The organism is Polynucleobacter sinensis (genome assembly GCF_001595985.1).
Lineage (GTDB): Bacteria > Pseudomonadota > Gammaproteobacteria > Burkholderiales > Burkholderiaceae > Polynucleobacter > Polynucleobacter sinensis.
On record NZ_LOJJ01000004.1, the window covers coordinates 1 to 21,287 of the forward strand.

Annotated in this window: 20 protein-coding genes and 3 pseudogenes; 13 read left to right on the plus strand and 10 right to left on the minus strand. The window is 52.1% G+C overall.

Annotated features, from left to right (window positions below; translation table 11 throughout):
• From AOB49_RS07035 to AOB49_RS07045, 3 genes are all read right to left on the minus strand, one after another.
• A partial coding sequence (locus AOB49_RS07035) for an efflux RND transporter periplasmic adaptor subunit (protein WP_156471363.1) occupies positions 1–466 on the minus strand: 466 nt, incomplete at its 3' end.
• A gap of 588 nt (positions 467–1,054) precedes the next feature.
• A complete protein-coding gene (locus tag AOB49_RS07040; RefSeq protein WP_062309407.1) occupies positions 1,055–1,273 on the minus strand; it encodes an MBL fold metallo-hydrolase in 219 nt (72 codons plus the stop codon).
• Between the two features lie 43 nt (positions 1,274–1,316).
• Positions 1,317–1,874: a DUF2461 domain-containing protein gene (locus AOB49_RS07045; protein WP_062309409.1), complete on the minus strand. Its 558-nt coding sequence runs from the start codon at positions 1,872–1,874 to the stop codon at positions 1,317–1,319.
• A gap of 131 nt (positions 1,875–2,005) precedes the next feature.
• Between AOB49_RS07045 and AOB49_RS07050 the strand changes: the two genes are divergently transcribed.
• From AOB49_RS07050 to AOB49_RS07065, 4 genes are read left to right on the plus strand one after another with little or no spacing between them, the layout of a single operon-like run.
• The gene (locus tag AOB49_RS07050) at positions 2,006–2,479 is read left to right on the plus strand and encodes a MarR family winged helix-turn-helix transcriptional regulator (RefSeq protein WP_062309411.1); all 474 of its coding nucleotides are present in this window, start codon (positions 2,006–2,008) and stop codon (positions 2,477–2,479) included.
• The gene (locus AOB49_RS07055) at positions 2,472–3,917 is read left to right on the plus strand and encodes an efflux transporter outer membrane subunit (protein WP_062309413.1); all 1,446 of its coding nucleotides are present in this window, start codon (positions 2,472–2,474) and stop codon (positions 3,915–3,917) included. Before AOB49_RS07050 ends, AOB49_RS07055 begins: the two co-directional genes overlap by 8 nt.
• Before the next feature lie 26 nt (positions 3,918–3,943).
• Positions 3,944–4,798, plus strand: coding sequence for an HlyD family secretion protein (locus tag AOB49_RS07060; RefSeq protein ID WP_062309414.1), 855 nt, complete (start codon positions 3,944–3,946; stop codon positions 4,796–4,798).
• Positions 4,798–6,330 carry a DHA2 family efflux MFS transporter permease subunit gene (locus AOB49_RS07065; RefSeq protein ID WP_062309416.1) on the plus strand — a complete coding sequence of 511 codons (1,533 nt, stop codon included), beginning with the start codon at positions 4,798–4,800 and terminating at the stop codon, positions 6,328–6,330. Before AOB49_RS07060 ends, AOB49_RS07065 begins: the two co-directional genes overlap by 1 nt.
• 1,239 nt (positions 6,331–7,569) lie before the next feature.
• Here the strand turns inward: AOB49_RS07065 and AOB49_RS12390 are convergent.
• Positions 7,570–7,794: a hypothetical protein gene (locus AOB49_RS12390; protein WP_216634694.1), complete on the minus strand. Its 225-nt coding sequence runs from the start codon at positions 7,792–7,794 to the stop codon at positions 7,570–7,572.
• Here AOB49_RS12390 and AOB49_RS12155 point away from each other — a divergent pair.
• Together AOB49_RS12155 and AOB49_RS07075 are read left to right on the plus strand one after the other, a co-directional pair.
• The gene (locus tag AOB49_RS12155; RefSeq protein ID WP_062309418.1) at positions 7,739–8,011 is read left to right on the plus strand and encodes a cupin domain-containing protein; all 273 of its coding nucleotides are present in this window, start codon (positions 7,739–7,741) and stop codon (positions 8,009–8,011) included. The genes AOB49_RS12390 and AOB49_RS12155 overlap by 56 nt on opposite strands.
• Positions 8,012–8,173: 162 nt before the next feature.
• Complete coding sequence (locus AOB49_RS07075; protein WP_062309421.1) at positions 8,174–8,620, plus strand: hypothetical protein; 447 nt, start codon at positions 8,174–8,176, stop codon at positions 8,618–8,620.
• 67 nt (positions 8,621–8,687) lie between these two features.
• Here the strand turns inward: AOB49_RS07075 and AOB49_RS07080 are convergent, their stop codons facing one another.
• From AOB49_RS07080 to pdxR, 5 genes and pseudogenes are all read right to left on the minus strand, one after another.
• Complete coding sequence (locus AOB49_RS07080; protein WP_062309423.1) at positions 8,688–9,374, minus strand: haloacid dehalogenase type II; 687 nt, start codon at positions 9,372–9,374, stop codon at positions 8,688–8,690.
• A 46-nt stretch (positions 9,375–9,420) separates the two neighbouring features.
• Positions 9,421–10,680 (minus strand): ABC transporter substrate-binding protein, encoded by a 1,260-nt coding sequence (locus AOB49_RS07085; RefSeq protein WP_082784094.1) that lies wholly within the window; start codon positions 10,678–10,680, stop codon positions 9,421–9,423.
• A pseudogene (locus AOB49_RS07090) lies at positions 10,596–11,222 on the minus strand (isocitrate lyase/PEP mutase family protein); the annotation flags it as partial. The pseudogene AOB49_RS07090 and the gene AOB49_RS07085, both read right to left, overlap by 85 nt.
• A 31-nt stretch (positions 11,223–11,253) precedes the next feature.
• A complete protein-coding gene (locus tag AOB49_RS07095; protein WP_041111036.1) occupies positions 11,254–12,453 on the minus strand; it encodes an MFS transporter in 1,200 nt (399 codons plus the stop codon).
• A gap of 17 nt (positions 12,454–12,470) precedes the next feature.
• A complete protein-coding gene (gene pdxR, locus AOB49_RS07100; RefSeq protein ID WP_041111034.1) occupies positions 12,471–13,955 on the minus strand; it encodes a MocR-like pyridoxine biosynthesis transcription factor PdxR in 1,485 nt (494 codons plus the stop codon).
• 168 nt (positions 13,956–14,123) lie between these two features.
• Here pdxR and AOB49_RS07105 point away from each other — a divergent pair, with 168 nt between their 5' ends.
• The 7 genes and pseudogenes from AOB49_RS07105 to AOB49_RS07135 all read left to right on the plus strand — a co-directional run.
• Positions 14,124–14,867 carry a sulfite exporter TauE/SafE family protein gene (locus tag AOB49_RS07105; protein WP_041111032.1) on the plus strand — a complete coding sequence of 248 codons (744 nt, stop codon included), beginning with the start codon at positions 14,124–14,126 and terminating at the stop codon, positions 14,865–14,867.
• Positions 14,868–15,238: 371 nt separating this feature from the next.
• Complete coding sequence (locus AOB49_RS07110; protein ID WP_041111030.1) at positions 15,239–16,492, plus strand: benzoate/H(+) symporter BenE family transporter; 1,254 nt, start codon at positions 15,239–15,241, stop codon at positions 16,490–16,492.
• A complete protein-coding gene (locus tag AOB49_RS07115) occupies positions 16,492–17,307 on the plus strand; it encodes a YggS family pyridoxal phosphate-dependent enzyme (RefSeq protein WP_041111028.1) in 816 nt (271 codons plus the stop codon). The genes AOB49_RS07110 and AOB49_RS07115 overlap by 1 nt, the downstream gene beginning before the upstream one ends.
• Positions 17,304–18,023: a glutamine amidotransferase gene (locus tag AOB49_RS07120; RefSeq protein WP_041111026.1), complete on the plus strand. Its 720-nt coding sequence runs from the start codon at positions 17,304–17,306 to the stop codon at positions 18,021–18,023. The genes AOB49_RS07115 and AOB49_RS07120 overlap by 4 nt, the downstream gene beginning before the upstream one ends.
• On the plus strand, positions 18,020–18,958 hold the full coding sequence (gene pdxK / locus AOB49_RS07125) for a pyridoxine/pyridoxal/pyridoxamine kinase (protein ID WP_071222559.1): 939 nt from the start codon (positions 18,020–18,022) through the stop codon (positions 18,956–18,958). The genes AOB49_RS07120 and pdxK overlap by 4 nt, the downstream gene beginning before the upstream one ends.
• On the plus strand, positions 18,955–20,184 hold the full coding sequence (locus AOB49_RS07130; RefSeq protein WP_052813588.1) for an aspartate aminotransferase family protein: 1,230 nt from the start codon (positions 18,955–18,957) through the stop codon (positions 20,182–20,184). Before pdxK ends, AOB49_RS07130 begins: the two co-directional genes overlap by 4 nt.
• Positions 20,181–20,693, plus strand: a pseudogene (locus tag AOB49_RS07135) (pyridoxal-phosphate dependent enzyme); the annotation flags it as partial. The gene AOB49_RS07130 and the pseudogene AOB49_RS07135, both read left to right, overlap by 4 nt.
• Here the strand turns inward: AOB49_RS07135 and AOB49_RS11890 are convergent.
• A pseudogene (locus tag AOB49_RS11890) lies at positions 20,670–21,035 on the minus strand (helix-turn-helix domain-containing protein); the annotation flags it as partial. The pseudogenes AOB49_RS07135 and AOB49_RS11890 sit on opposite strands and share 24 nt — an antisense overlap.
• Positions 21,036–21,287 lie beyond the last annotated feature (252 nt).

Genomic DNA, 21,287 nt, shown 5'->3' on the forward strand with positions numbered 1-21,287 from the left:
GGCTGATAAAGTTCTTATTACCCAATTCAACATAACGCTTATGCGTTTCTGAAGCTAATAGTAAACGTGCCTTTGCATCAGTCACTTGTGCCTGAGCAGCAACCATTTTCTGGCTCAAATCAATAGAATCCATCTCGGCAAGTAATTGCCCCTCTTTAACCGAATTACCCACATCCACATACACGTTTAAAACGCGTCCAGCAACTACCGGCCCCATCAAGTAAGACCGCCTCGCTTCAACTGTTCCTACTCCAAATAGTGTAGGCGCAAGCGATTGGTCGCTGACTTTAATGGTCGTGACTTTAGTGGATGCTAAAGGCCCAGAATTTAGAACAACAAATCCAAATACGACCAATAAAAATGTGAGTGTGAGACCCATCAGTAATTGACGGCGGGTAATGTCCAATTCACGCATTCGGAGCAGAAGCGAACTTAAGAGTTCTTTTAATTTAATGGTGCTATTCATTTTTTTGAGCCATTAATGTACTTGAATATAAGATGCCTATCTTTTGATCATGCTCCCTTTAATTGTCGAAGGGGTGATTAAGTCAATTAGCACTTGCCGCTACTTTTGGTCTTTTTTTCACTTTTGTGACGATAGTTCATTATATATTAATATATAATGAACTTCAACCTTATCCAAGTACATATCCATAGCAACTAAACACAACAATCTACAAGTAGTTTATTGCCCCATTGGCAGATCTATATATCTATTGGGGTTGCACTGGAAGATGTGTGGAGATTGCTTACATACCTTGTGGTACAGAAAGAAAAACGACTTAGGAATTTCTCCCTAAGTCGTTGATTTCATTGGTGGGCCCACCAGGACTTGAACCTGTTTCTAGGAGGTCGATTGTGCCACCTATTCCAACCGACAATACGTATGGAGCAGCTCAATCATTTAAGCAGGCATTGGCGGAACATTCCTCCGCTTGCAGACTTACAAGCCGTTGATTGCGAGTTTGATTTCGCCCAATCAGACAAAAAACCACCCAAAGGTGGTTTGATCATCACCAGGAGGCCCGAGGCAGAATCGACTGGAGCCTAGGGCCTATTTCTTATTTATCCAAGTTTGACCATGTTTCAGCACAATAAAGTCTAAGGGCTCTGTTGAGGATTTTTTAGCAATCTCTAAATCTTTAGGCGCTTGATCAAGAGAATCATCACTAAGACCATCAAAGGTTCCCCAATGGATCCCAATGGCAGACTTAGCCTTAACATCTTTCATTACCTGTATTGCCTCTGAAGGATTGAGGTGAGATTCTTTCATAAACCATCTGGGCTCGTACCCGCCAATGGCTATTGCCGCCACATCAAATCCACCCCTTTAACTTAATAGCTCGCTCTACCTCCACAGACACATTCTCAAAACCTCTAGGTATCCGGGTCAACGTATAGGAATAATCAAGCTCATAACCCTTTCTTTTAAGGGATTTTTCTAAGGATATCCAAGCTGCTGGATTGTCCAATATTCCCCGTCTAAGTTTTTTCAAAATATGAGCTTCGGGCTGTAAGTATCCTGCAGCACATCTAATGCCCAAAGGATCTAAACGGAAGTATAAAACTCCAGGTGAATGTTTATCACCAGTTCTCGTGAATAAGCCGCTAGCATGCATATTGTAGGGATGCTTGGCTTTTGAGAATCGAGCATCTCGATTGATTCTAAAAAGAGATCGCTTAGGATCACCCCATATTGGAATTTCTTTGTTAGCAAGGCTTTCCGATAAAGCCTCTGTGAAGGACTTCATAGGTTCACGAACATACTCTTCGTAGTCCGAACGATGCTCCAAAAACCACACCCTATTTTGGTTGTTGGTAAGCTCCTCAAAAAACTTGAAAGCTTTTGGACTAAAACCAGAAAAGTCAGACATCTAATTTAGGGGTGGAATGACGTAATTTAATTAAATTTAGAAATCTATCATACCAATTAATAAAAAAGTGTTTACAATTTATCTTTCTAGAAAGATAGATATAATTAGTAAACCTTTACACTAGGGACATCATGGAAAACAAAAAACTATTTGATTGGGCCATTCAGCATGATCCCCTGGTTGTACCTATGTTTCTCAGCCTTGAAATTGCCCACAAGGTTGCAAATATTAAGGCTCGTGAAATCTGGGGGCAATATGGACTAACACCAGCAGAGTTTGATGTGCTACTTACCCTACGTAATTCTGAAAACCCTCATGAACTCACCCCGGGTGAAATTCAAGACCGCGTTTTGATCACTTCCGGAGGGCTAACTAAGATAATTCTGATGCTAGAACAAAAAGGAATGATAAAAAGATTTGTTAACAAGAATGACTGCCGAGTAAAACCGGTTAGGTTAACCGCGGCTGGCAATCGCTACATCTCTAAGGTTATGCGCCATCTCGCAGACATGTCAGGTGTGTTTATCCGCTCCATATTGTCCAATAGTGAAATTAAGCAAGTTACGTATGCCCTGAACAAAATTGTAGAGGCCCACCATGCATAAAAAACGCCATTTTGGTATTTGTGCAGCTCTACTTATTGCCAGTTTTATCGTAAGCGGGTGCGCCAGACTCCCAAAAATCGACCCTAGAGTAAATGGTGTCGATCCTAACTCGTTTGAAAGCACCCAATCTTTCCAGGCCCCTGAAGCTAACTGGCCAACTGATAAATGGTGGGAAAAATATGGGGACATTCAACTTAATCAGCTGATGGAAGAGGCCCTAGCAGGCTCTCCCGACCTAAGAATTGCTCAGGCACGTTTACGCAGATCAGAATCAGGCTCTGAGGCAGTCGGCTCGATTTTATATCCCCAGATTACAGCCAATGGTCAGGTTTTTGGTCAAGAACTGAGCTCAAATTACATTATTCCTCCCGCATTTACACCCAGCGGTTGGAATTATTATGGCCAAACCACACTTAACTTTAATTGGGAAATCGATTTTTGGGGCAAAAATCGTGCCGCATTAGTCGCCGCACTTTCTGAAAGTCAGGTCAGAATGGCCGAGCTAGCTCAAGCGAAGCTAATGCTCACCACCTCTATTGCCTCAAACTATGCAGACTTAACACGTCTAGCCTTTGATAAAAGCACAGCAGAGAGAGCATTAAGGATTCGAACCAAGACATTTGACCTTTTCAAAGAAAGATACAAACAAGGCTTGGAAAATATTGGCTCTGTAAATCAGGCTGCGGGGAAAATGCACTTAACAGAAAATCAACTAGTGCAGATTGAAATTCGTATCGCAGAAACTAGGAATCGCCTGGCTGCACTGGCAGGAGCCGGCCCTGATCGCGGCCTCAAAATCACGCTGCCTTCCATAAAACAAAATGTCAATTTTGCTTTACCTACTGATATTGGCATTAACCTTATTGGAAGACGCCCGGATATAGTTGCATCAAGATGGCAAGTGGAAGCATCTGAAAGCCGCATAGCGCAACGTAAGGCAGCTTTTTATCCGAATATTAGTATTTCTGCACTTGCAGGCTATCAATCCTCGGGCATTAATAGACTTTTTGATCCAGGCTCGTACATCAGCAGCGCGGGTCCCGCCATTTATTTGCCAATCTTTCTGGGTGGCAGACTTAGAGCAGATCTGAATATGTCGGTAGCAGAGCATGATGAAACTGTTAACAATTATGAGAAGACGCTAATTCAGGCTCTCAATCAAGTAGCAGATATTGCTGCCGCACTAAAGCAGCTGCAGACACAAATTGACCTCGCAGATAAAGCAGCTGAGGCGCAGAAGATTGGATTATCAGTAGCTACTAATCGTTATAAAGGCGGACTGTCAAACTATCTTGACGTACTAGTAGCGGAAGATGAATTGCTAACGAGTTGGCGCATTCAAACTGATGTTCGTTCCCGTGCTTTATCTCTCGATATCGCTTTGATAAGCGCATTAGGTGGCGGGTATCAAACAGTCAACGCACCAAATTCACAATAATTTAAAACTTTAGGATCAAATTCTTCATGATTAAAAGTAAATTAAGCATTAGCAAGCTCTCCAAGAGAAACAAGATGTTTGTAATTTTGGGTGGATTTATTCTTATAGCTGGAATTATTTTTGTAATTTATTGGCTAACGTACGGTTTGCGATATGTAAGCACCGACAATGCGTATACCGCCACTGAAATTGCTCAAATAACACCCGAGATTGATGGAACAATTAAGGCAATCAATGTTGTTGACACCAATACTGTTCATGCGGGTGATATTTTGATTGAAATTGACCCAAGAGATATACAAGTAGTATTTGATAAGGCTAAAGCAAACTTTGAGCGCGCAAAAATTGATAACGACCGGCGCAAAGCTCTTATGGGGTCAGGATCTGTCTCCGCAGAGGAGCTAACACGCTCCGAAAATGATTTGGCTTTAGCTAGTGCAAGTCTGCGTGAAGCAACATTAAATCTTGAGCGCACTACGATTAAATCACCAATCGACGGCGTGGTTGCTAAGCGGCAAGCGCAAATTGGCCAAAGAATTCGTGCAGGAACCATAGCCATGGTTGTTGTTCCCTTACAGAAAATGCATGTTGATGCCAATTTTAAAGAAAGTGAACTAGCAAAGATCAAAGTTGGTCAAAAAGTCAAACTGACATCCGATTTTTATGGGGGCAATGTAATTTATAGCGGTGTTGTAGATGGCTTTTCGGGTGGATCTGGGGCAGCTTTTGCAACTATTCCAGCACAAAACGCCACAGGCAATTGGATTAAGGTGGTACAACGAATACCCGTCAGAATTCGCTTAGATCCAGCTGAACTAAAAGCGCATCCGCTAAGCGTAGGCGTTTCGATGACCGCACGAGTTGATACTCGCGAAAATTAATGGAAAAGGATCAACAATTTGAAAGGCCCCTCACTGGTGGGGGCTTAATACTGGCCGCTGTACTTTTGTCAATGGCAAATCTAATTGCCATCTTAGATATGACAATTGCTAACGTTTCTATTCCGAATATTGCCGGCAGCCTAGGTGTCACCCCAACCCAAGGAACATGGGTTATCACTTCATACGCTGTTGCGGAAGCAATTACCGTCCCTCTAACGGGGTGGTTTACTGCACGATATGGCTCCGTTAGGGTATTTGTTATTGCAATGCTAGGTTTTGGACTCTTTTCAGGCTTAGCGGGCCTAGCTACATCTTTAGAATTTTTAGTGCTTACAAGAGTGCTTCAAGGTATGGCAGGAGGCCCCTTAATGCCCTTGTCTCAAACACTTTTATTGCGAATTTTTCCAAAAGAAAAAGCTGCGGCCGCAACTGGCATCTGGGCAATGACTACCTTAGTAGGGCCTGTGCTCGGGCCAATCCTTGGAGGATGGATTTGCGATAACTACACATGGCATTGGATCTTCCTTATTAATGTTCCGTTTGCATTAGTTTGCGCGTATTTATGTTGGAAACTTCTTGAAAAATATGAAACAGCCATTGTTCGCAATCCTATTGACATAGTTGGCTTTGCACTGCTGGTTATCTGGGTTGGAGCATTACAAATCATGCTAGATGAAGGAAAAAATCTGGGCTGGTTTTCATCAAAAATAATTATTTCGCTTGCAATCATCTCTTTTATAGGGTTTATTGCTTTTTTAATTTGGGAGCTTACTGAAACGCACCCTATTGTGGATATCCGGATTTTTAGACATCGAGGATTTACTGCCGCTGTCTTGACAATTTCTCTTACTTTTGCCGGATTTTTTGCCGCAAATGTATTAACCCCGCTTTGGCTTCAAAGCATCATGGGATACACAGCAACAAACTCTGGTACCGCCACTGCATGGGTAGGAATTACTGCATTCCTTATTGCCCCTGGGGTAGCCGCAATGTCCACCAAGTATGATCCAAGAATTCTTGTCTTTTTTGGCGTGATTTGGATAGGCGCGATTATTGGAGTTCGCGCCATATCTTCTACCGATATGGATTATTGGAGTATTTGCATACCATTAATGCTTTTGGGCTTAGGAATGCCATTTTTCTTTATACCCTCTACCGCTGTTGCTTTAAGCAGCGTAAAAGAAGAGGAAACAAATTCTGCGGCTGGCTTGATGAACTTTATGCGCACACTTGCGGGCGCTATTGCAACCTCAGTAGCAACCTCATATTGGGAAGACAGTGTCACAATAAACAGGGCTGAATTAGTTGGAATTATCGACTCGGATCAATCATTTGTTAGTCAATTTATCGACCAAGGAGTTCCACAGGATATGGCTCTTGGGATGCTTGAGAAAATCGTTAGTGATCAAAGTGTAATGCTAGCGACTAACCAAATTATGTTTGATATTGCCATTCTTTTAGTGGCTTCTGCATTTGTTATTTGGATTGTTCCTAAACCGACTAGAGCTATTGACCCCGGTCTATCTCATTAATAGATAGTTTGCTTCACTGACACTTTTGTCATTCAATTTGAGATTGATTAATACCTTTGCATACTCCATGTAATTGAGCAAACCATTTAATTGCCGGTACCAAGTGTCGAAAACCGAGACACTTGACTGCTATAAATGTTGGTTTACACGGCGACCAGCTTTAGCTCAAATCAGCTTCCGCACTGCAACTAAATTCAATTCACAAGACCACCCGCCTACGTCACACTATCTTCTATATGGTTTTAGAACAATCTTTAAACACATTAGACGTCTTTTTCGTTGGTCGCGAGATTGAATCCTGCCTAACCCACTAGATATACAAAACCACCCGAAGGTGGTTCTTGGTAACGATTTTGGTAACAAGGGTGTTGTATCTCTACAAACCCTTGTAATACCTATTGACTTGGCGGAAGAGGTGACAGAAAAGCCCTTGAGGCCTCGAATTTAATCGTCAGCCAATAAGCGTTACTTAAAGTAACGCTCAAAAGACAAAACCCCCACCATTACTGATGAGGGTTTGCTTTACTGGTGGGCCCACCAGGACTTGAACCTGGGACCAAAGGATTCCGGTTTGTGTTAGTTTCCTAACTCCCTGGACTATGCCTTCACCGTATTCATTTCTGAACTTAGGTGGGTGCCGTCTAGTCTCTACACCTTCAACAGCACTTTCATACTGAAGCTTGGCTCGGCGTTAGCTTGTGCAGCTTTTGGCTACCTTTAGCTTTCTCCGAATTTGACACCATCCCATATACAGTTTCCACGTATATGGCACAACTTACGCCATGAGTCCTCTGCTCTAACCAACTGAGCTATAGGCCCTAAAACTATTTTTACTACACACCTTTTGAGGGGTGCTTTACTACTTAAAACCACATAAAAACCGCATTTACTACACACCATGAAAAACTTGTCGATGTGTAAGCGGTGTGTAAGCAATTTTGACTACCTAATTCACCACTAACCTCTTGAATCTATTGAGGTCTTTGTTACAAGACCCCTTGGGCTTCTTTCTTATGAGAGCAGAAGCCCATGTTAGAGCCATATAAACAGGGGGTCTGCGGGTGGTCAGTGTCGGTGTGTAAGCAAATGTGTAAGCAAATTCGTGGATTTAAAGGAAGTGGCCTCTCGGTCTTTGGTTTTCAAAACCAAAGATATTTTGGAACAACCATCTAACACCTCGTTGCTCCAAAGTACTTTTTTGAAGATTTATAAGCGTTACTTTAAGTAACGCTTAAGAAATTACTCCGTTTTTGCCTTGCGGCCATCAATGCTAATTGAACCAGCGCCTGATGAAGCCAATACTAATAAACCACCGGTAACAGCAATATTCTTAAAGAACAATAGCTGAGCAATAAATGCGGCATCAACTGGAGCGGCCCAGAAGGCAATAGAAAACAGAAAGGCTTTTATGGATAAACAAGAATTTTTAGAGCTTCTTGAGGAGAAAAAATTTCCAGACCCCACCCTTGTAGAACAAGAGCCAAATAAAGGACTTGATTTACATAGGCATGACTTTGAGGTTTATGCCCTAGTAGTTGAAGGGTCTATTGAGATAGATATTGAAGGCGTCAAATCAACCTATGGGATAAATGATGTATTTCACCTAGTGTTTCAACAGCCACACTCCGAAAAGTATGGCCCCATTGGCGTTAAATACCTTGCAAACAGAAAGAGCTCTTGATTTTTTCCATCAAACAGTTAAGCGTGAATGAAGGTGCTACCCATGCATTATCTTGCCCTCAATAAAATTAAGTAGGGGAATCTTGCAGATTCATATAGCATTTCTAATCAGATCTGCCACAATCTGACAAAGAATTAATAAAACTTGATGGGGCCAATACATATGCCAGATCCGCGCTACGCAATTAAGCCAAATAGCAACTTTGAAATGCTAAATCAATTGTTATGGCTCCTAATCAATTTTGGAATAGTTAATACTGAAATCATTGAAATACTTGATCGTACGCTGACTGATCTCCATCCTAATTTAGCCAAAAAACATGCGCATTTCACAAAAAAATTGGAAATGGATTTCCTTAATGAACATATATTTCCTGGAAACACAAATAATGGCCATCCCATTTCATACGCCACACTATTTAGCCTTACCGAGAACTCCAAGGAAGAACAAGAGCTATACATTCAGGACTTTAGAAACTTTATTAAATATTACTTAGGCTCAGAAACATTTGATCTCGACAAAGCCGTGGAAGAAATTAGGGGCCAAAGAGATCCTCGGGGCTATAAGGGCAACGTGCACAGCAATAAAGACCTGTTAGTTAAAATTTAAAGTTCTCCAAGATTGAATAAAAAAAACCGCCCTAAGGCGGCATAAGGTCAGGAGACAAAAATATTATTCACAGCACTTCAAGCACCTCAGTCAATGATTTGCCTTCATAATTTGGCCTATCGCCAATCTCTTCGAATGGATGATTGAGGCGATTAACCCAAAATACGTCAAAGCCAAACCATCTAGCCGCTAATGCATCCCAAGCATTGCTGGATACAAATAGAATCTCCTCTTTCTTGACCGGAAACTCTTTTAAAAGTAATTCATAAGCTTGCGGTGCAGTTTTGAACAAACGAACCGATTCCACTGTAACCACTTTATCCAGATGGGGCTCTAGACCATTGCTGCGAACAACCGTTGAGAGCATACCTTTATTTCCATTAGATAAAATTGCCGTAGAAAGATCTCTCTCTTTAATTACTTTTAGAACCTTAAGGCTATCTTCATAAGTCGTTAACTTTGCATACTGATCAAGTAAACGCGCCTCTTTTTCGGGACTGAGATCCAAATCCATTCTTTTGCAAACATACCGCAAAGAAAGAACAGTGATATCCCAAAATGGAAGGTAATACTTACTGCCCAAAGGATTAGGATCGCTCATCGTAACGAGCCGAGTGTATTCAATCTGGCGATCGCGCCACATTAATGAAAGTTCTTGGCCCCGACCAGGGAACAATTCCTCGGCCAACTGCCCCATGGAATAAACATCTAATAGTGTCCCATAGGCATCAAAGGCGATTAATTTATAACTCATATTATCAATACAAAGGCCGCAGAATAGACTGCGGCCTTTAATACTTTTATACAGGTTGAGTATTTAGGTTAAATCGTACGGGTAGATTTTTCGCCAACTCCTCTTTTGACACCTTTTTCTTAACCTCGTACTTACCATTTTCAATACGGCTAATATAGTGATCCAAGATTCCGCTATGGTCCTCCTTGCGAATTATCTTATCTCCCTCGGGGTGTCCTAATGAATTTTTAAGCGCCATTCCCTCGAGAGCTTCAATTGCCCCTTGGACATCTTTTCTTGCCTTATATCCAGAAGCCTCAATCGCAGCCTTAATTGCAAAAATATTTTCCCAGGCCTGCCAGCAATGAGACTTCGCCATTACGCGACTCGACCCTTTTTCCCTAGCATATACATCATCAATTTCTGTCAGCTTAATAAATTCCTTATGGAATGCATCATTTTTGTATTTTGCATTTCTAGGGAAATTCTCGATGATATATACGCCCTCTACCGCACCATCCATAGCCACCGGATCAATTGCTTCCATTGTTCCATTTACAGAATACAACTTGTGCTTCTTATCCAAGCCCATTGACTTTGCCTGAGTATAGTAAGCAACTGCTAACGGGCCAAAGAAAATTGAAAACACTACATCGGTATCTGGTGGAATTTGAGTCAAATAAGGCACCAAATCTTTTGCATCAAGAGGCACTGGAATATTCTTAGTAATTGATCCACCATTCTTCTCTACGACCGCTTTAGATTCCGCAAAGTGGCTTTGACCCCAAGCATAATCTGCATAAATCACACACCATTTCTTTCCAAGATTCTCCATTGCCCAGGGTACGCCAGCTGCTGAGAGCGAATAAGTATCGCTACCGGTCCTAAAGCTGTATCTCGTACCCTTTGAGCCAGTTGCCTCAGTAGCCTCTCCTGTTGAGAAATATGGGGTTTTCAACTCAGTTGCAATCGGAATAGAGGCAAGCATCACGCCAGAATGAACAGATCCTGTAATAAATTCAGCATTTCCACGCTGTATTAGGTTGCGTAATTTTCTGGCGCCTGTTGCGGGATTAGATTCTGAATCTTCAGTCACCAATTCAACCTTGCGCCCTGAAATACCGCCTTGTGCATTAATAATGTCCACCGCTTTTTTTGCGCACTTATCATGCCAGTACCCCCAAGACGAAAACCCACCCGTAAGTTCCGCATGATGACCAATTACAATCGGGCCTGGCGTCTGAGCACATTCACCGGCTTGGGTGCAACCGCCGCGACCACCGCGCTGATCTGTTCGCGTGTCTTGATACCGGGTGCGTAGAGACAATCCGCTCCGGCATCCGCATAAGCCTTCAGCCGCAGGATGGCATCGTCGAGATCGGGGCGGCCCACGAAGAAGTTCTCCGCGCGCCCGATCAGCAAGGCCTCGCCGCCCGTGGCGTCAATCGCAGCGCGTGCCGCGCGCATCCGCTCGACCGATTCAGCCAGGCTGCGCAGCGGTGCCTGCGCGTCGCCTGTCGAATCTTCGATGGAGATGCCTGCCACGCCGGTTTCGACCGCCATGCGCACGCTCTCGGCCACGCCCTCGGGCGTGTCGGCAAACCCGCTCTCGAAATCGGCATTGATCGGCAGGTCGGAGGCCTCGACCATGTAGCGCATGTGCGCCAGGGTTTCATCACGGGAAAGCTGTCCGTCTGCCCGCGCACAAGACCAGGCGTAGCCCGAGCTGGTCGTTGCCAATGCCTTGAAGCCGAGGCTGGCCAGCGCACTGGCGCTGCCGGCGTCCCACGGGTTTGGCAGCACGAAACAGCCCGATTGATGTAGTGCGCGGAATGCCGCGCGTTTTTGGGAAATGCTCGGATGGCTCATGAATATCTCCTTTGATTTTCTTGGGTGGCTGCTAGTGGGCAGCCAGTGCGGGTTTAGCGGCACTGTGCCGCTCCTGGACGAGCACGATCACCGTGGTGATGACCATGAAGCAGACGGAAGCCCAGAGCACGCCGCTGGCTAACCCGCGGTCGAGCAGGAAACCGAACAGAACCGGCCCGATGACACCCCCGACATTGAATCCGGTGGAGACGATGCCGAACGTCTTGCCCTCTGCCCCAGCCGGCGAAGCGGCACGCACCAGCATGTCACGCGACGGCGCCACGATTCCGGTCAAAAAGCCAATCGCCCCCAGCGCCAGGGCCAGCAGCAGCGGTGGCAGCGGTAGGCCGATGACGATCACAACGAAGACCGCCGCCAACGCGAATGCACCCGCAGCCAGGTAGCCGTGCTTGTCCGTTCGGTCTGCAAGCACGCCGCCTGCCAGCACACCGAAGGCGCTGGCGAACATGAAGACGGTCAACGCCATGTTGGCAGCCGGTAGCGTGACGTTGAACCCCTGGACCAGTGCGGAGACAGAGAATTTTTCGATGGCACCAGTGCTGAGGCTGAGCATGGCGAACAGCAGTGTCAGGACGGCCAGGGTTCCCAGCGGTGTGGTCAACGGCCTGGCTCTCACCTTGGCCTTTTCGGTGGCCGTCGGGCTTGCTGCCTTTGCCGGTTCTGGCGAGCCGAGTCCCACGACGAACAGCCCGACCAGCCCGGCCCCGGCGGCGATGGCAAACGACCAGCGCGGCTCCCAGGCCAGCGCAGCGCCCACCATCAGCGGCGGTGCGAGAGCCGCACCTAGAAATCCCGCGAAGGTGTGAATGGAGAAGGCCCGCCCCATTCTTTCGGGAACGATGCCCCGCGACAGCAATGAGTAATCGGCGGGGTGGTAAACGCCGTTGGCCAACCCGGCCAGTCCCATTGCTACGAGCAGGCAAAGATAGGTTGGGAAGATGGCAAGCAGTGAGAAACTCAGTGAACCGAGCGCCAGCGCGGCCAACAGCATCCGTCGCGCCCCAGCGCGATCGACAAGAAACCCGAGTGGGGCTTGCACCAGGGCTGACACGATGTTGAACACGCCGATTGCGATCCCCAGCTCGACGAAGCTGACCTGCATCGCGGTTGGCAGCAACGGCAACATGGCGGGCACCGCCATGATGTGCAGGTGACTGACCAGGTGGGCGGTAGAGACCTGGGCCAGCAGCCCGTTTGATGACGAAGCCATGTGGACATCCTTGTGAGTCACCGATCCAGTGCGCGAAGCACATTGGCGAGCTTCTTGACCGCGATTTCCAGCTCCTTCGGGGCGTAAGCGGCAAACCCCATGAGAAAACCGGCCTTATGCTTGCTCGACGCATGCAGAGGTGTCAGCCCCAGCAAGTCGATGCCGGCACGGCGTGCGGTATCAATGGCCTCCCGCTCCGGGATGTCGCGCACGAAGACACAGGGCATTTGCATGCCGCCATTGGGCACCCTCGGTTCCACGAAGTCGGCCAGGTGTTTGCGGACAAGCAGTTCCAGAGCGTCGCGTCGTTCGGCATAGACGCCGCGCATGGTCCGAACGTGCGAGCCGAAGTGTCCGCCCTCCATGAACCGCGCCAGCGTCAACTGCGGGATGGAGGCGCTATGGCCGTCCTGCAGCGTGCGGGCCACTGTCATTGGCGCGACGAGCTGCGATGGCAGCACCATGTAGCCGATGCGCAGGCCCGGAAACATGGATTTGGTGAATGTGCCGATGTAAATGGTCCGGTCGTGCGCATCGAGACCTTGCACGCATGCGGTCGGCTTGCCGGCGTAGTGGAACTCGCTGTCGTAGTCGTCCTCGATGATCCAGGCTTGGTTCCTATGTGCCCACTCGATGATTGCAAGCCGTCGGTCAAGCGCAAGCGTGGCTCCAGTCGGGAACTGGTGCGATGGGGTCAGAAAAATCGCTTTTGCGGGTTGCGCCGCGTTCTGCAATGATTCGATCCGAATCCCCTGGGCATCCAACGGCACCGGCACGGATTCGAGGCCCGCAGCGTCGAAGGCACGACGCGCGCCGTGGTAGGCGGGATCTTCGATAAAGACCCGGTCCCCTGCATCGAGCAGCACAGTGGCGCACAGCGACAACGCCTGTTGCGAACTGGTCAATACCAATATGCGATCAGGTGTGGCACGGGCTCCACGTTCGAGGTTGACGTAATCCGCGATGGCCCGACGCAGTGCCTCCACACCCTGCGGATGGCTGTGTGTCAGGGCAAGCGTTCCATGTTCCTTCAACACCTGACGCTGCAGCCGCTCCCACGTTTGCAACGGGAAGCTTCGCGTCTCTGGCACCCCCGGCGCGAAGGGGCGCGGTATCAGGGCCTCGCGTACACCGCCGTTCTGGAAGATTGCGGCCCCACGCTGGCTGAGACGTGGTGATTCACGGTGCAGCTTTACCCGCTGGCTCGTGCCTCGCCTCGGAGGCACCTGTGCCCGTTCCGACACGAAGCTGCCGCTACCCACTCGCCGGTCGATGAACCCCTCCGCATGCAATTGGCTGTACGCGGCTTCGACTGTGTCCCGCGAAACGCCCAGCGACTGTGCAAGCGCCCGCGAGGCGGGCAAGGGCCGACCGACTTCCAACGCGCCGTCCAGGATCAATTGCCGGATCGCACGCTGAATGCGGGCGTGCAGCGACAGGGCGCCATGAGCCGGGTCACCTATCCAGGCTTTGACAGATTCGAGTTGGGCGTGCTTGAACAATTGGTAGGTATCTCACCGAGAAATTGGTATGATTGCTCCTACCATTTTAAGGCGAAAATTGGGCATCAACAAGGCTTAGGAGACATCGACAGGTCATGCCTTTTGCTACTTCGCGGCCCACTTTGGGCGCGCGCTTCCCCCGGTTTTATTCAGTGATGGCGCCCTGAGATGTCGCTCGAACTCGTTCTTTCCCTACTGGCTGGCGCGGCTGCTGGCGGCTTTGTCAATGGCCTCGCCGGGTTCGGCACTGCCTTGCTGTCCCTTGGCATATGGCTGCAGGTCATGCCGCCTTGGCAGGCCGTCTCCATCGTGGCAGCGATGTCCGTGGTCAGTGGTGTTCAAAGCCTGTGGTTTATCCGAGGCGAGTTGGGAAGCGGCACCCGGCGCCTCCCGCGCTTTCTGTTGCCCGCTCTGGTTGGCATACCGATCGGCGCTGCAACCCTGGAATTCATCAGCGCGCCACTGCTGAAATTGGTGATCGCCGGTTTCATGCTGCTCTATGGGGCTTTCTTCGCATTTCGCCGATCACTGCCTCATCTGGAGCGACCCATGCCCAAGACAGACGCTCTGGTTGGCTTCTGCGGTGGCTTCCTTGGGGGAGCGGCTTCGCTTTCGGGCGCGTTACCGACCATGTGGTGCGCCATGCAACCCTGGACCAAAGGGGAGACGAGCGCGGTACTGCGTCCTTACAACGTGGTGATCCTCGGGATCGCGGTCGGGATTTTTGCCTGGCAGGGGTATTACACGCGAGAGACATTGATCCTGATGGCTATTGCGTTACCCGCCACGATTGTTTCGTCTCAGATTGGCATTGCCGTTTTTCGCAGGCTTTCTGACCAGCAGTTCAGACGCTTGCTGATCTGGCTGCTGTTCAGTGCGGGTGCGCTTTTGGCACTGCGCGAACTCACTTGACTAGCTGCTACAGATTCCAGTGGTAACTGGTACAGCGGAGCCTATTCACGCGCAGGTCGTTTTCCATTTTTTCTGCGGCACTCCGCAGCATGCCAATCGCTGCAATCTACCCGCAGCCGCGTTTGAGATGACCAACACAGCGACGCCGTAATGTGTCGGTACCCCGCCGCAAACGTGTTTTCCGCTGCTGCCAAGCACTCCTGACCGCTCAGCGCGCACGTGGCGGACAAGCCTGGGTTGATCCTGGGTAATCGCCAATTGGCATGTACGACACGAAGAAAGTGGAGGGGCGCAACAGGCCATTTTCAGGTTAAAATATAACTCCCAATAAAGGTTCTTGGAACCGAGTCCGCAGGAGTTATGAAAAAACCATGTCATCCGCAACCCCACCTTCATCCATACGGCTGAGCGATCTCACCCACCCTGTCGTCGCCGGCCTGATTTCGGTCATCGTCAATTACGGCGGCACGTTCATTCTGGTGTTCCAGGCCGCCAAAGTGGCTGGCCTCAGCCCGGAGCTGACGGCCTCGTGGGTGTGGTCGATTTCGATCGGTGTTGGGGTGACGGGGATCATGCTGAGCTGGATCGCCCGCGAGCCGATCATCACGGCCTGGTCCACACCGGCGGCGGCGTTTCTCGTCACGGCGCTGGCAACCACGCCCTATGCGGAGGCGGTCGGTGCGTACCTGATTTCCGCAGCGGCTTTCGTTCTGCTCGGCCTGTCGGGCTACTTCGAGAAGGTCATCCGGCTGATTCCGCCCGGTGTGGCCGCCGGGCTGCTGGCGGGCATCCTGCTGCAGTTCGGGATTGGTGCCTTCGGCGGCATGAGCGTCGATCCGCTGCTGGCAGGCCTGCTGATCGTCGCCTACGTCGTGCTGAAACGGTTCACGGCACGCTATGCCGTGGTCGGCATCTTGGTGTTGGGCCTGGCGTTCCTGCTGATCCAGGACCGTGTCGATCTGTCCGGCCTGGCGCTGAAGTTCGCGGCTCCGGTCTTCACCATGCCATCGTTCTCGCTCAACGCATTGCTGAGCGTGGCATTGCCGCTGTTCCTCATCACCCTGACCGGCCAATACATGCCCGGCATGCTGGTGCTGCGCAATGATGGGTTCAAGACCAGTGCCAATCCCATCGTGACGGTCACCGGGCTGGGCTCGCTGCTGATGGCGCCGTTCGGCTCGCACGCCTTCAACGTCGCTGCGATCACAGCGGCCATCTGCACGGGGCGCGAGGCACATGAAGACCCGTCCAAGCGCTGGATCGCCGGCATCGCAGCGGGCGTGTTCTACATCCTCGTCGGCGTGTTCGGCGTGACGCTGGCCGCCGTTTTCATGGCGTTCCCGGCAACGTTCATCACCACACTGGCGGGCCTTGCGCTGCTGGGCACCATCGGCGGCAGCCTGGCCAGCGCCATGGCCGATGCCAAGACCCGGGAAGCCTCGCTGATCACCTTCCTGGCCGCTGCGGCCAACATCAAGATGCTGGGCATTGGCGGTGCCTTCTGGGGTCTGCTGATCGGCCTGGTGGCCTACGCCGTGCTCAATGGTCGGTGTTCGCGTCCCAAGCCGCAGATCGAGGCGGCCCCCACTGCTGTACCGGCAGCGAGCAAAGGAGCGGCCAACTGATGCAAGCCTCGGCTGTCACGCAGACCAGTCACGACCAGCACGGCCTGTACCCGCAGGCAACCACGGTCAAGGACTTCCGCCGGAATCTGGTGAAGGTGCGCGAACGCATCGACGCAGCCTCCCGCCGCGCCGGCCGCGACCCCGCGAATGTGCGTCTGCTGCCTGTCAGCAAGACCTTTGATGAGGCGCACATCCGCTTGGCCTACGCCGCCGGTTGCCGCCAGCTCGGCGAGAACAAGGTGCAGGAAGCCCACCGCAAGTGGACTGCCATGGCAGACCTGGCGGATCTTCAGTGGTCGGTCATCGGCCACCTGCAGACCAACAAGGCCAAACTGGTAGCCGCCTTTGCGACGGAGTTCCAGGCGCTCGACAGCCTGCGTGTCGCTGAAGCGTTGGACCGCCGCCTGCAGGTCGAGGGACGTTCGCTGGACGTCTTCGTTCAGGTCAATACCTCCGGCGAGGCCAGCAAGTACGGGTTGCAGCCGCAAGAGGTGTTGTCGTTCGTCAAAGAACTGCCGGCATTCACAGCCTTGCGTGTGCGGGGTTTGATGACGCTGGCGTTGTTCTCCAGCGAAGCCGAGCGCGTGCGGCAGTGCTTCGTCCTGCTGCGAAACCTGCGCGATCAGTTGCGCGAATGCGCACCAGTGGGCATTGGGCTGGAAGAACTGTCCATGGGCATGTCCGGTGACTTCGAGATCGCCATCGAGGAAGGCGCCACCGTCGTGCGCGTCGGCCAGGCCATTTTTGGTGCCCGCAGTACCCCTGACAGCCACTACTGGCCTGCGGGTTCAACCGCTGAGGAACCGCCGTCATGAAGACCGCCATCGCCATTCACCATGTCTGCTTCGAGGACCTGGGTACGCTGGAGTCCTTGCTTGAAGCCCGAGGCTACGCCATCCGCTATGTGGATGCCACGGTCGATGACCTGCGCACGGTCGATGTCGTGACCCCGGATTTGCTGGTCGTGCTCGGCGGCCCGATCGGTGCCTTCGATGAGGCGCTTTACCCGTTCATCGCCGACGAGTTGAACTTGTTGCACAAGCGACTGGAGAGCCGGAAAGCGCTGTTGGGTATTTGCCTTGGGGCGCAGTTGATCGCCCGCGCACTGGGCGCTCATGTCGCACCAATGGGCATCAAGGAAATCGGCTATGCCCCCTTGAACCTGACAGCGGAAGGACAGAACTCCCCGCTGGGAGCGCTCGGCGATGTACCTGTGCTGCACTGGCACGGCGACCAGTTCGACATCCCGACGGGTGCAGTGCGCCTGGCGGCTACGGACGTCTGCTCCAACCAGGCATTTGCCCTCGGGCATCATGTCCTCGGACTCCAGTTCCATCTGGAAGCAGATGCGCGGCGAATCGAACGCTGGCTGGTCGGCCATAGCTGTGAACTCGCGCAATCGGGGATCGACCTGCTCGAACTTCGCGCCCGAGCCCATGCGCTGCAGGCCCAGTTGCCGGCAGCAGCTTCTGCGGTGCTCTCTCGTTGGCTTGATGCGGTTGAACCAGATTCCCAACGAGGCCGGCCATGAGAGCAGCGTCATTTTCCGAGGACAGACAGCCGCTCAAGATCGACGTTGTTTCAGTGCAATCGCAGGTGGTCTATGGGCGCGTTGGAAACAATGCTGCCGTGCCCACGCTGGAAGCCCTTGGCCTGACCGTGGCTGCCGTGCCGACCGTGGTACTGAGCAACATCCCGAGCTATCCCTCGATCCACGGCGGCGCACTCCCTGTCGAGTGGTTCGACGGCTACTTGCAGGACTTGAGCGCGCGTGGTGCGTTGAATGCGCTGCGTGCCGTCCAAGTGGGGTATCTCGGAAACGCCGGCCAGGCGATAGCGCTGCGTGCCTGGATCGAGACCTTGCTCGCGAATCGGCCCCACCTGCGCGTTGTCATCGACCCCGTGATCGGCGATCAGGAGCATGGGATCTACAGCGCCGACGGGATCGCTGACGTTTACAGAGGCGGGTTCACCGCACTGGCAAACGGTTTGACGCCCAACGCTTTTGAACTGGCCTGCCTGACGGGCATGCCTGCGGACGACCTCAAGGGCGTGGTGTCCGCAGCAAGGTCTTTGCTTACCGGGCGTACCGAATGGGTCGCCGTGACCAGCGCAGTTCCAGATGCCTGGACGCCGGATGAGATGTGGATCGTCGTGGTGACCGAACGGCAAGTGCATTTGATCAGGCATCCGCGTGTCGCTGTTGCACTGGCCGGTACGGGCGACCTGTTCAGCGCCTGCTTGAGCGGGCACTGGCTAAACGGAGTGGCGTTGGAAGCCGCCGCTGCAATGGCCTGTGAGCATGTCGTTCGCGCCTTGCGTATTACCGAGCTGGCACAAGCCAAGGAGCTTGTGCTCCCGCGATGGTCTTTCGAGCCGGAGCCAGAGGAAATCTTCATCCACGACATCACGGCGGACTTCGGGCACCTGACGTGCGCTTTCGCCGAGCCCAAGGAACGATCATGACCAACCCCTCCTACTTGATGCGGGCCTATGCCCGCCAACCCGTCTCCTTCACGCGGGGGAGCGGCGCGCGCCTCTGGGACCAGCAGGGCGTCGAATACCTGGATGCCATTGCCGGCGTCGCCGTGACCAGCCTCGGGCATGCGAACACGGAAATCGCCCAGGTCATCGCCGAGCAGGCGGGCACGCTGCTGCACACCTCCAACGTGTTTCGCATTGACTGGCAGGAGCAACTGGGCGAGCGTCTGTGCGCACTGACGGGGATGGAGAAGGGTTTCTTCTGCAATTCCGGTGCGGAAGCGAACGAAGCTGCGTTGAAGCTGGCACGGCTGTACGGCCACCACAAGCAAGTGGCCCAGCCGCAGATCCTGGTGATGGAGAACGCCTTCCATGGCCGCACCATCGCCACGCTCACCGCGACCGACAACCCAGCCAAACAGCAGGGCTTCGAGCCGTTGCTGCCCGGGTTTCTGCGCGTGCCCTTCAACGATATCGACGCGGTGCACCGGATGGCCGAGCAGTCGTGCGACATCGTGGCGGTACTGATCGAACCCGTGCAGGGCGAAGGCGGCATTCGCGTTGCCGACGCGGCGTACCTGCGGGCCTTGCGCACGCTGTGCGATCAGCAGGGGTGGTTGCTCATGCTCGATGAAATCCAGTGCGGCATGGGCCGCACCGGCGCGTGGTTCGCGCACCAGCACACCGGCATTGTCCCCGACGTCATGACGGTGGCCAAAGCACTGGGCAATGGCTTTCCCATCGGCGCCTGCCTGGCACGCGGAGAAGTGGCCGATCTGCTGTCGCCCGGCCAGCACGGCACGACCTTCGGCGGCAATCCGTTGGCCTGCCGCGTGGGTTACACCGTACTCGACATCATGGCGCGGGACGACTTGCCCAAGCGGGCCGCGACGCTGGGAGATCGCTTGCTTTCCGGTTTGCGTGACGCGCTGGCCGGCCACCCCGAGGTTGTCACGATCCGGGGCCTGGGCCTGATGGTGGGAATCGAACTGAACCGGGACTGCAAGGAGCTGGTCGGCCGTGCCTTGAGCGAGCATCGCCTGCTTATCACGGTGACCCGGAACTCCACCATCCGGCTGCTGCCTGCCCTGATCTGCGACGAAGCGCAGATTGACGACATCGTCGCGCGCGTTGCGGCTCTCCTGTCGCCAGAAGCGACCACGTGTGCGGGCACGGCTGCGATGACCGGACACATGGAGGCGACATCATGAAAACTGAGTCGATCTACAACCAACCGGACGCCGACGGATTCTTCGGCCGCTACGGGGGGAGCTTCATCAGCGAGACGCTGGCTCAAGCGGTGGAAGAACTGCAGCAGGCCTATCTGTTCTACCGCGATGACCCCCATTTCGTCGTCGGGTTTCAGGAGGAACTGGCTGACTACGTTGGCCGCCCCTCTCCGGTGTACTACGCCCGGCGTCTCAGCGAACAAACGGGCGGTGCGCGCATCTTCCTCAAGCGGGAAGACCTCAACCACACCGGCGCGCACAAGATCAACAACGTGATCGGGCAGGCCATGCTTGCCCAGCGCATGGGCAAGCGACGCATCATCGCCGAGACAGGCGCGGGCCAGCACGGCGTTGCCACTGCAACGATCTGCGCGCGCTATGGCCTGGAATGCGTGATCTACATGGGCAGTGAGGATATCCGTCGGCAAAGCCCCAACGTCCAGCGCATGGAGCTGCTGGGCGCGACCGTGGTGCCGGTCGAAAGTGGCTCCATCAGCCCCAGCTGATCGGTAGTCTTTGGCGCCACCATTACGCTTAACCTCCCGACTAACCGTAGAGGGCGATCTACCTAAAAGCTGAGCGATGGAGCGAAGGGATTGTCCCGTTGCTAGGCCGCGGGAGATCTCTTCTCGCTCAGCCAAAGTTAGCGCTAAAACGGATCGAGTTCGCTCTGGCGGTCTGATGCCACCACTTTCAGCCAAAATACGCTGGATAGAGGAGTGACCCCGATCAAATAACTGCGCTATCTGATGAAGGTTATCGCCTTTTTGCCACCGCTCCCACATTAAAGCCTTCTGGGTGGCCGTGTAATAGATTCGAGGTCGTTGTTTCATGAGCAACACTCCTTGCGCTTACGCAGTTTGTAGTGTGTTGCATCGATCGGTTGAATTCAAGGCCGAAAGTAGCCCCTAAGACTACAACCATTCAATATCACCATTAAAAATGTGCAGTAATTGCCTACACACTTTTTAGCATGCCCAGCGTTACTTAAAGTAACGCTTAAATGACCAAACCTCACCTTTAGTATCAAAAACCTTCATTTTGTGATGTTTAGGTCCTGTTTAGGTTCTCTGGTTATGAGAGCA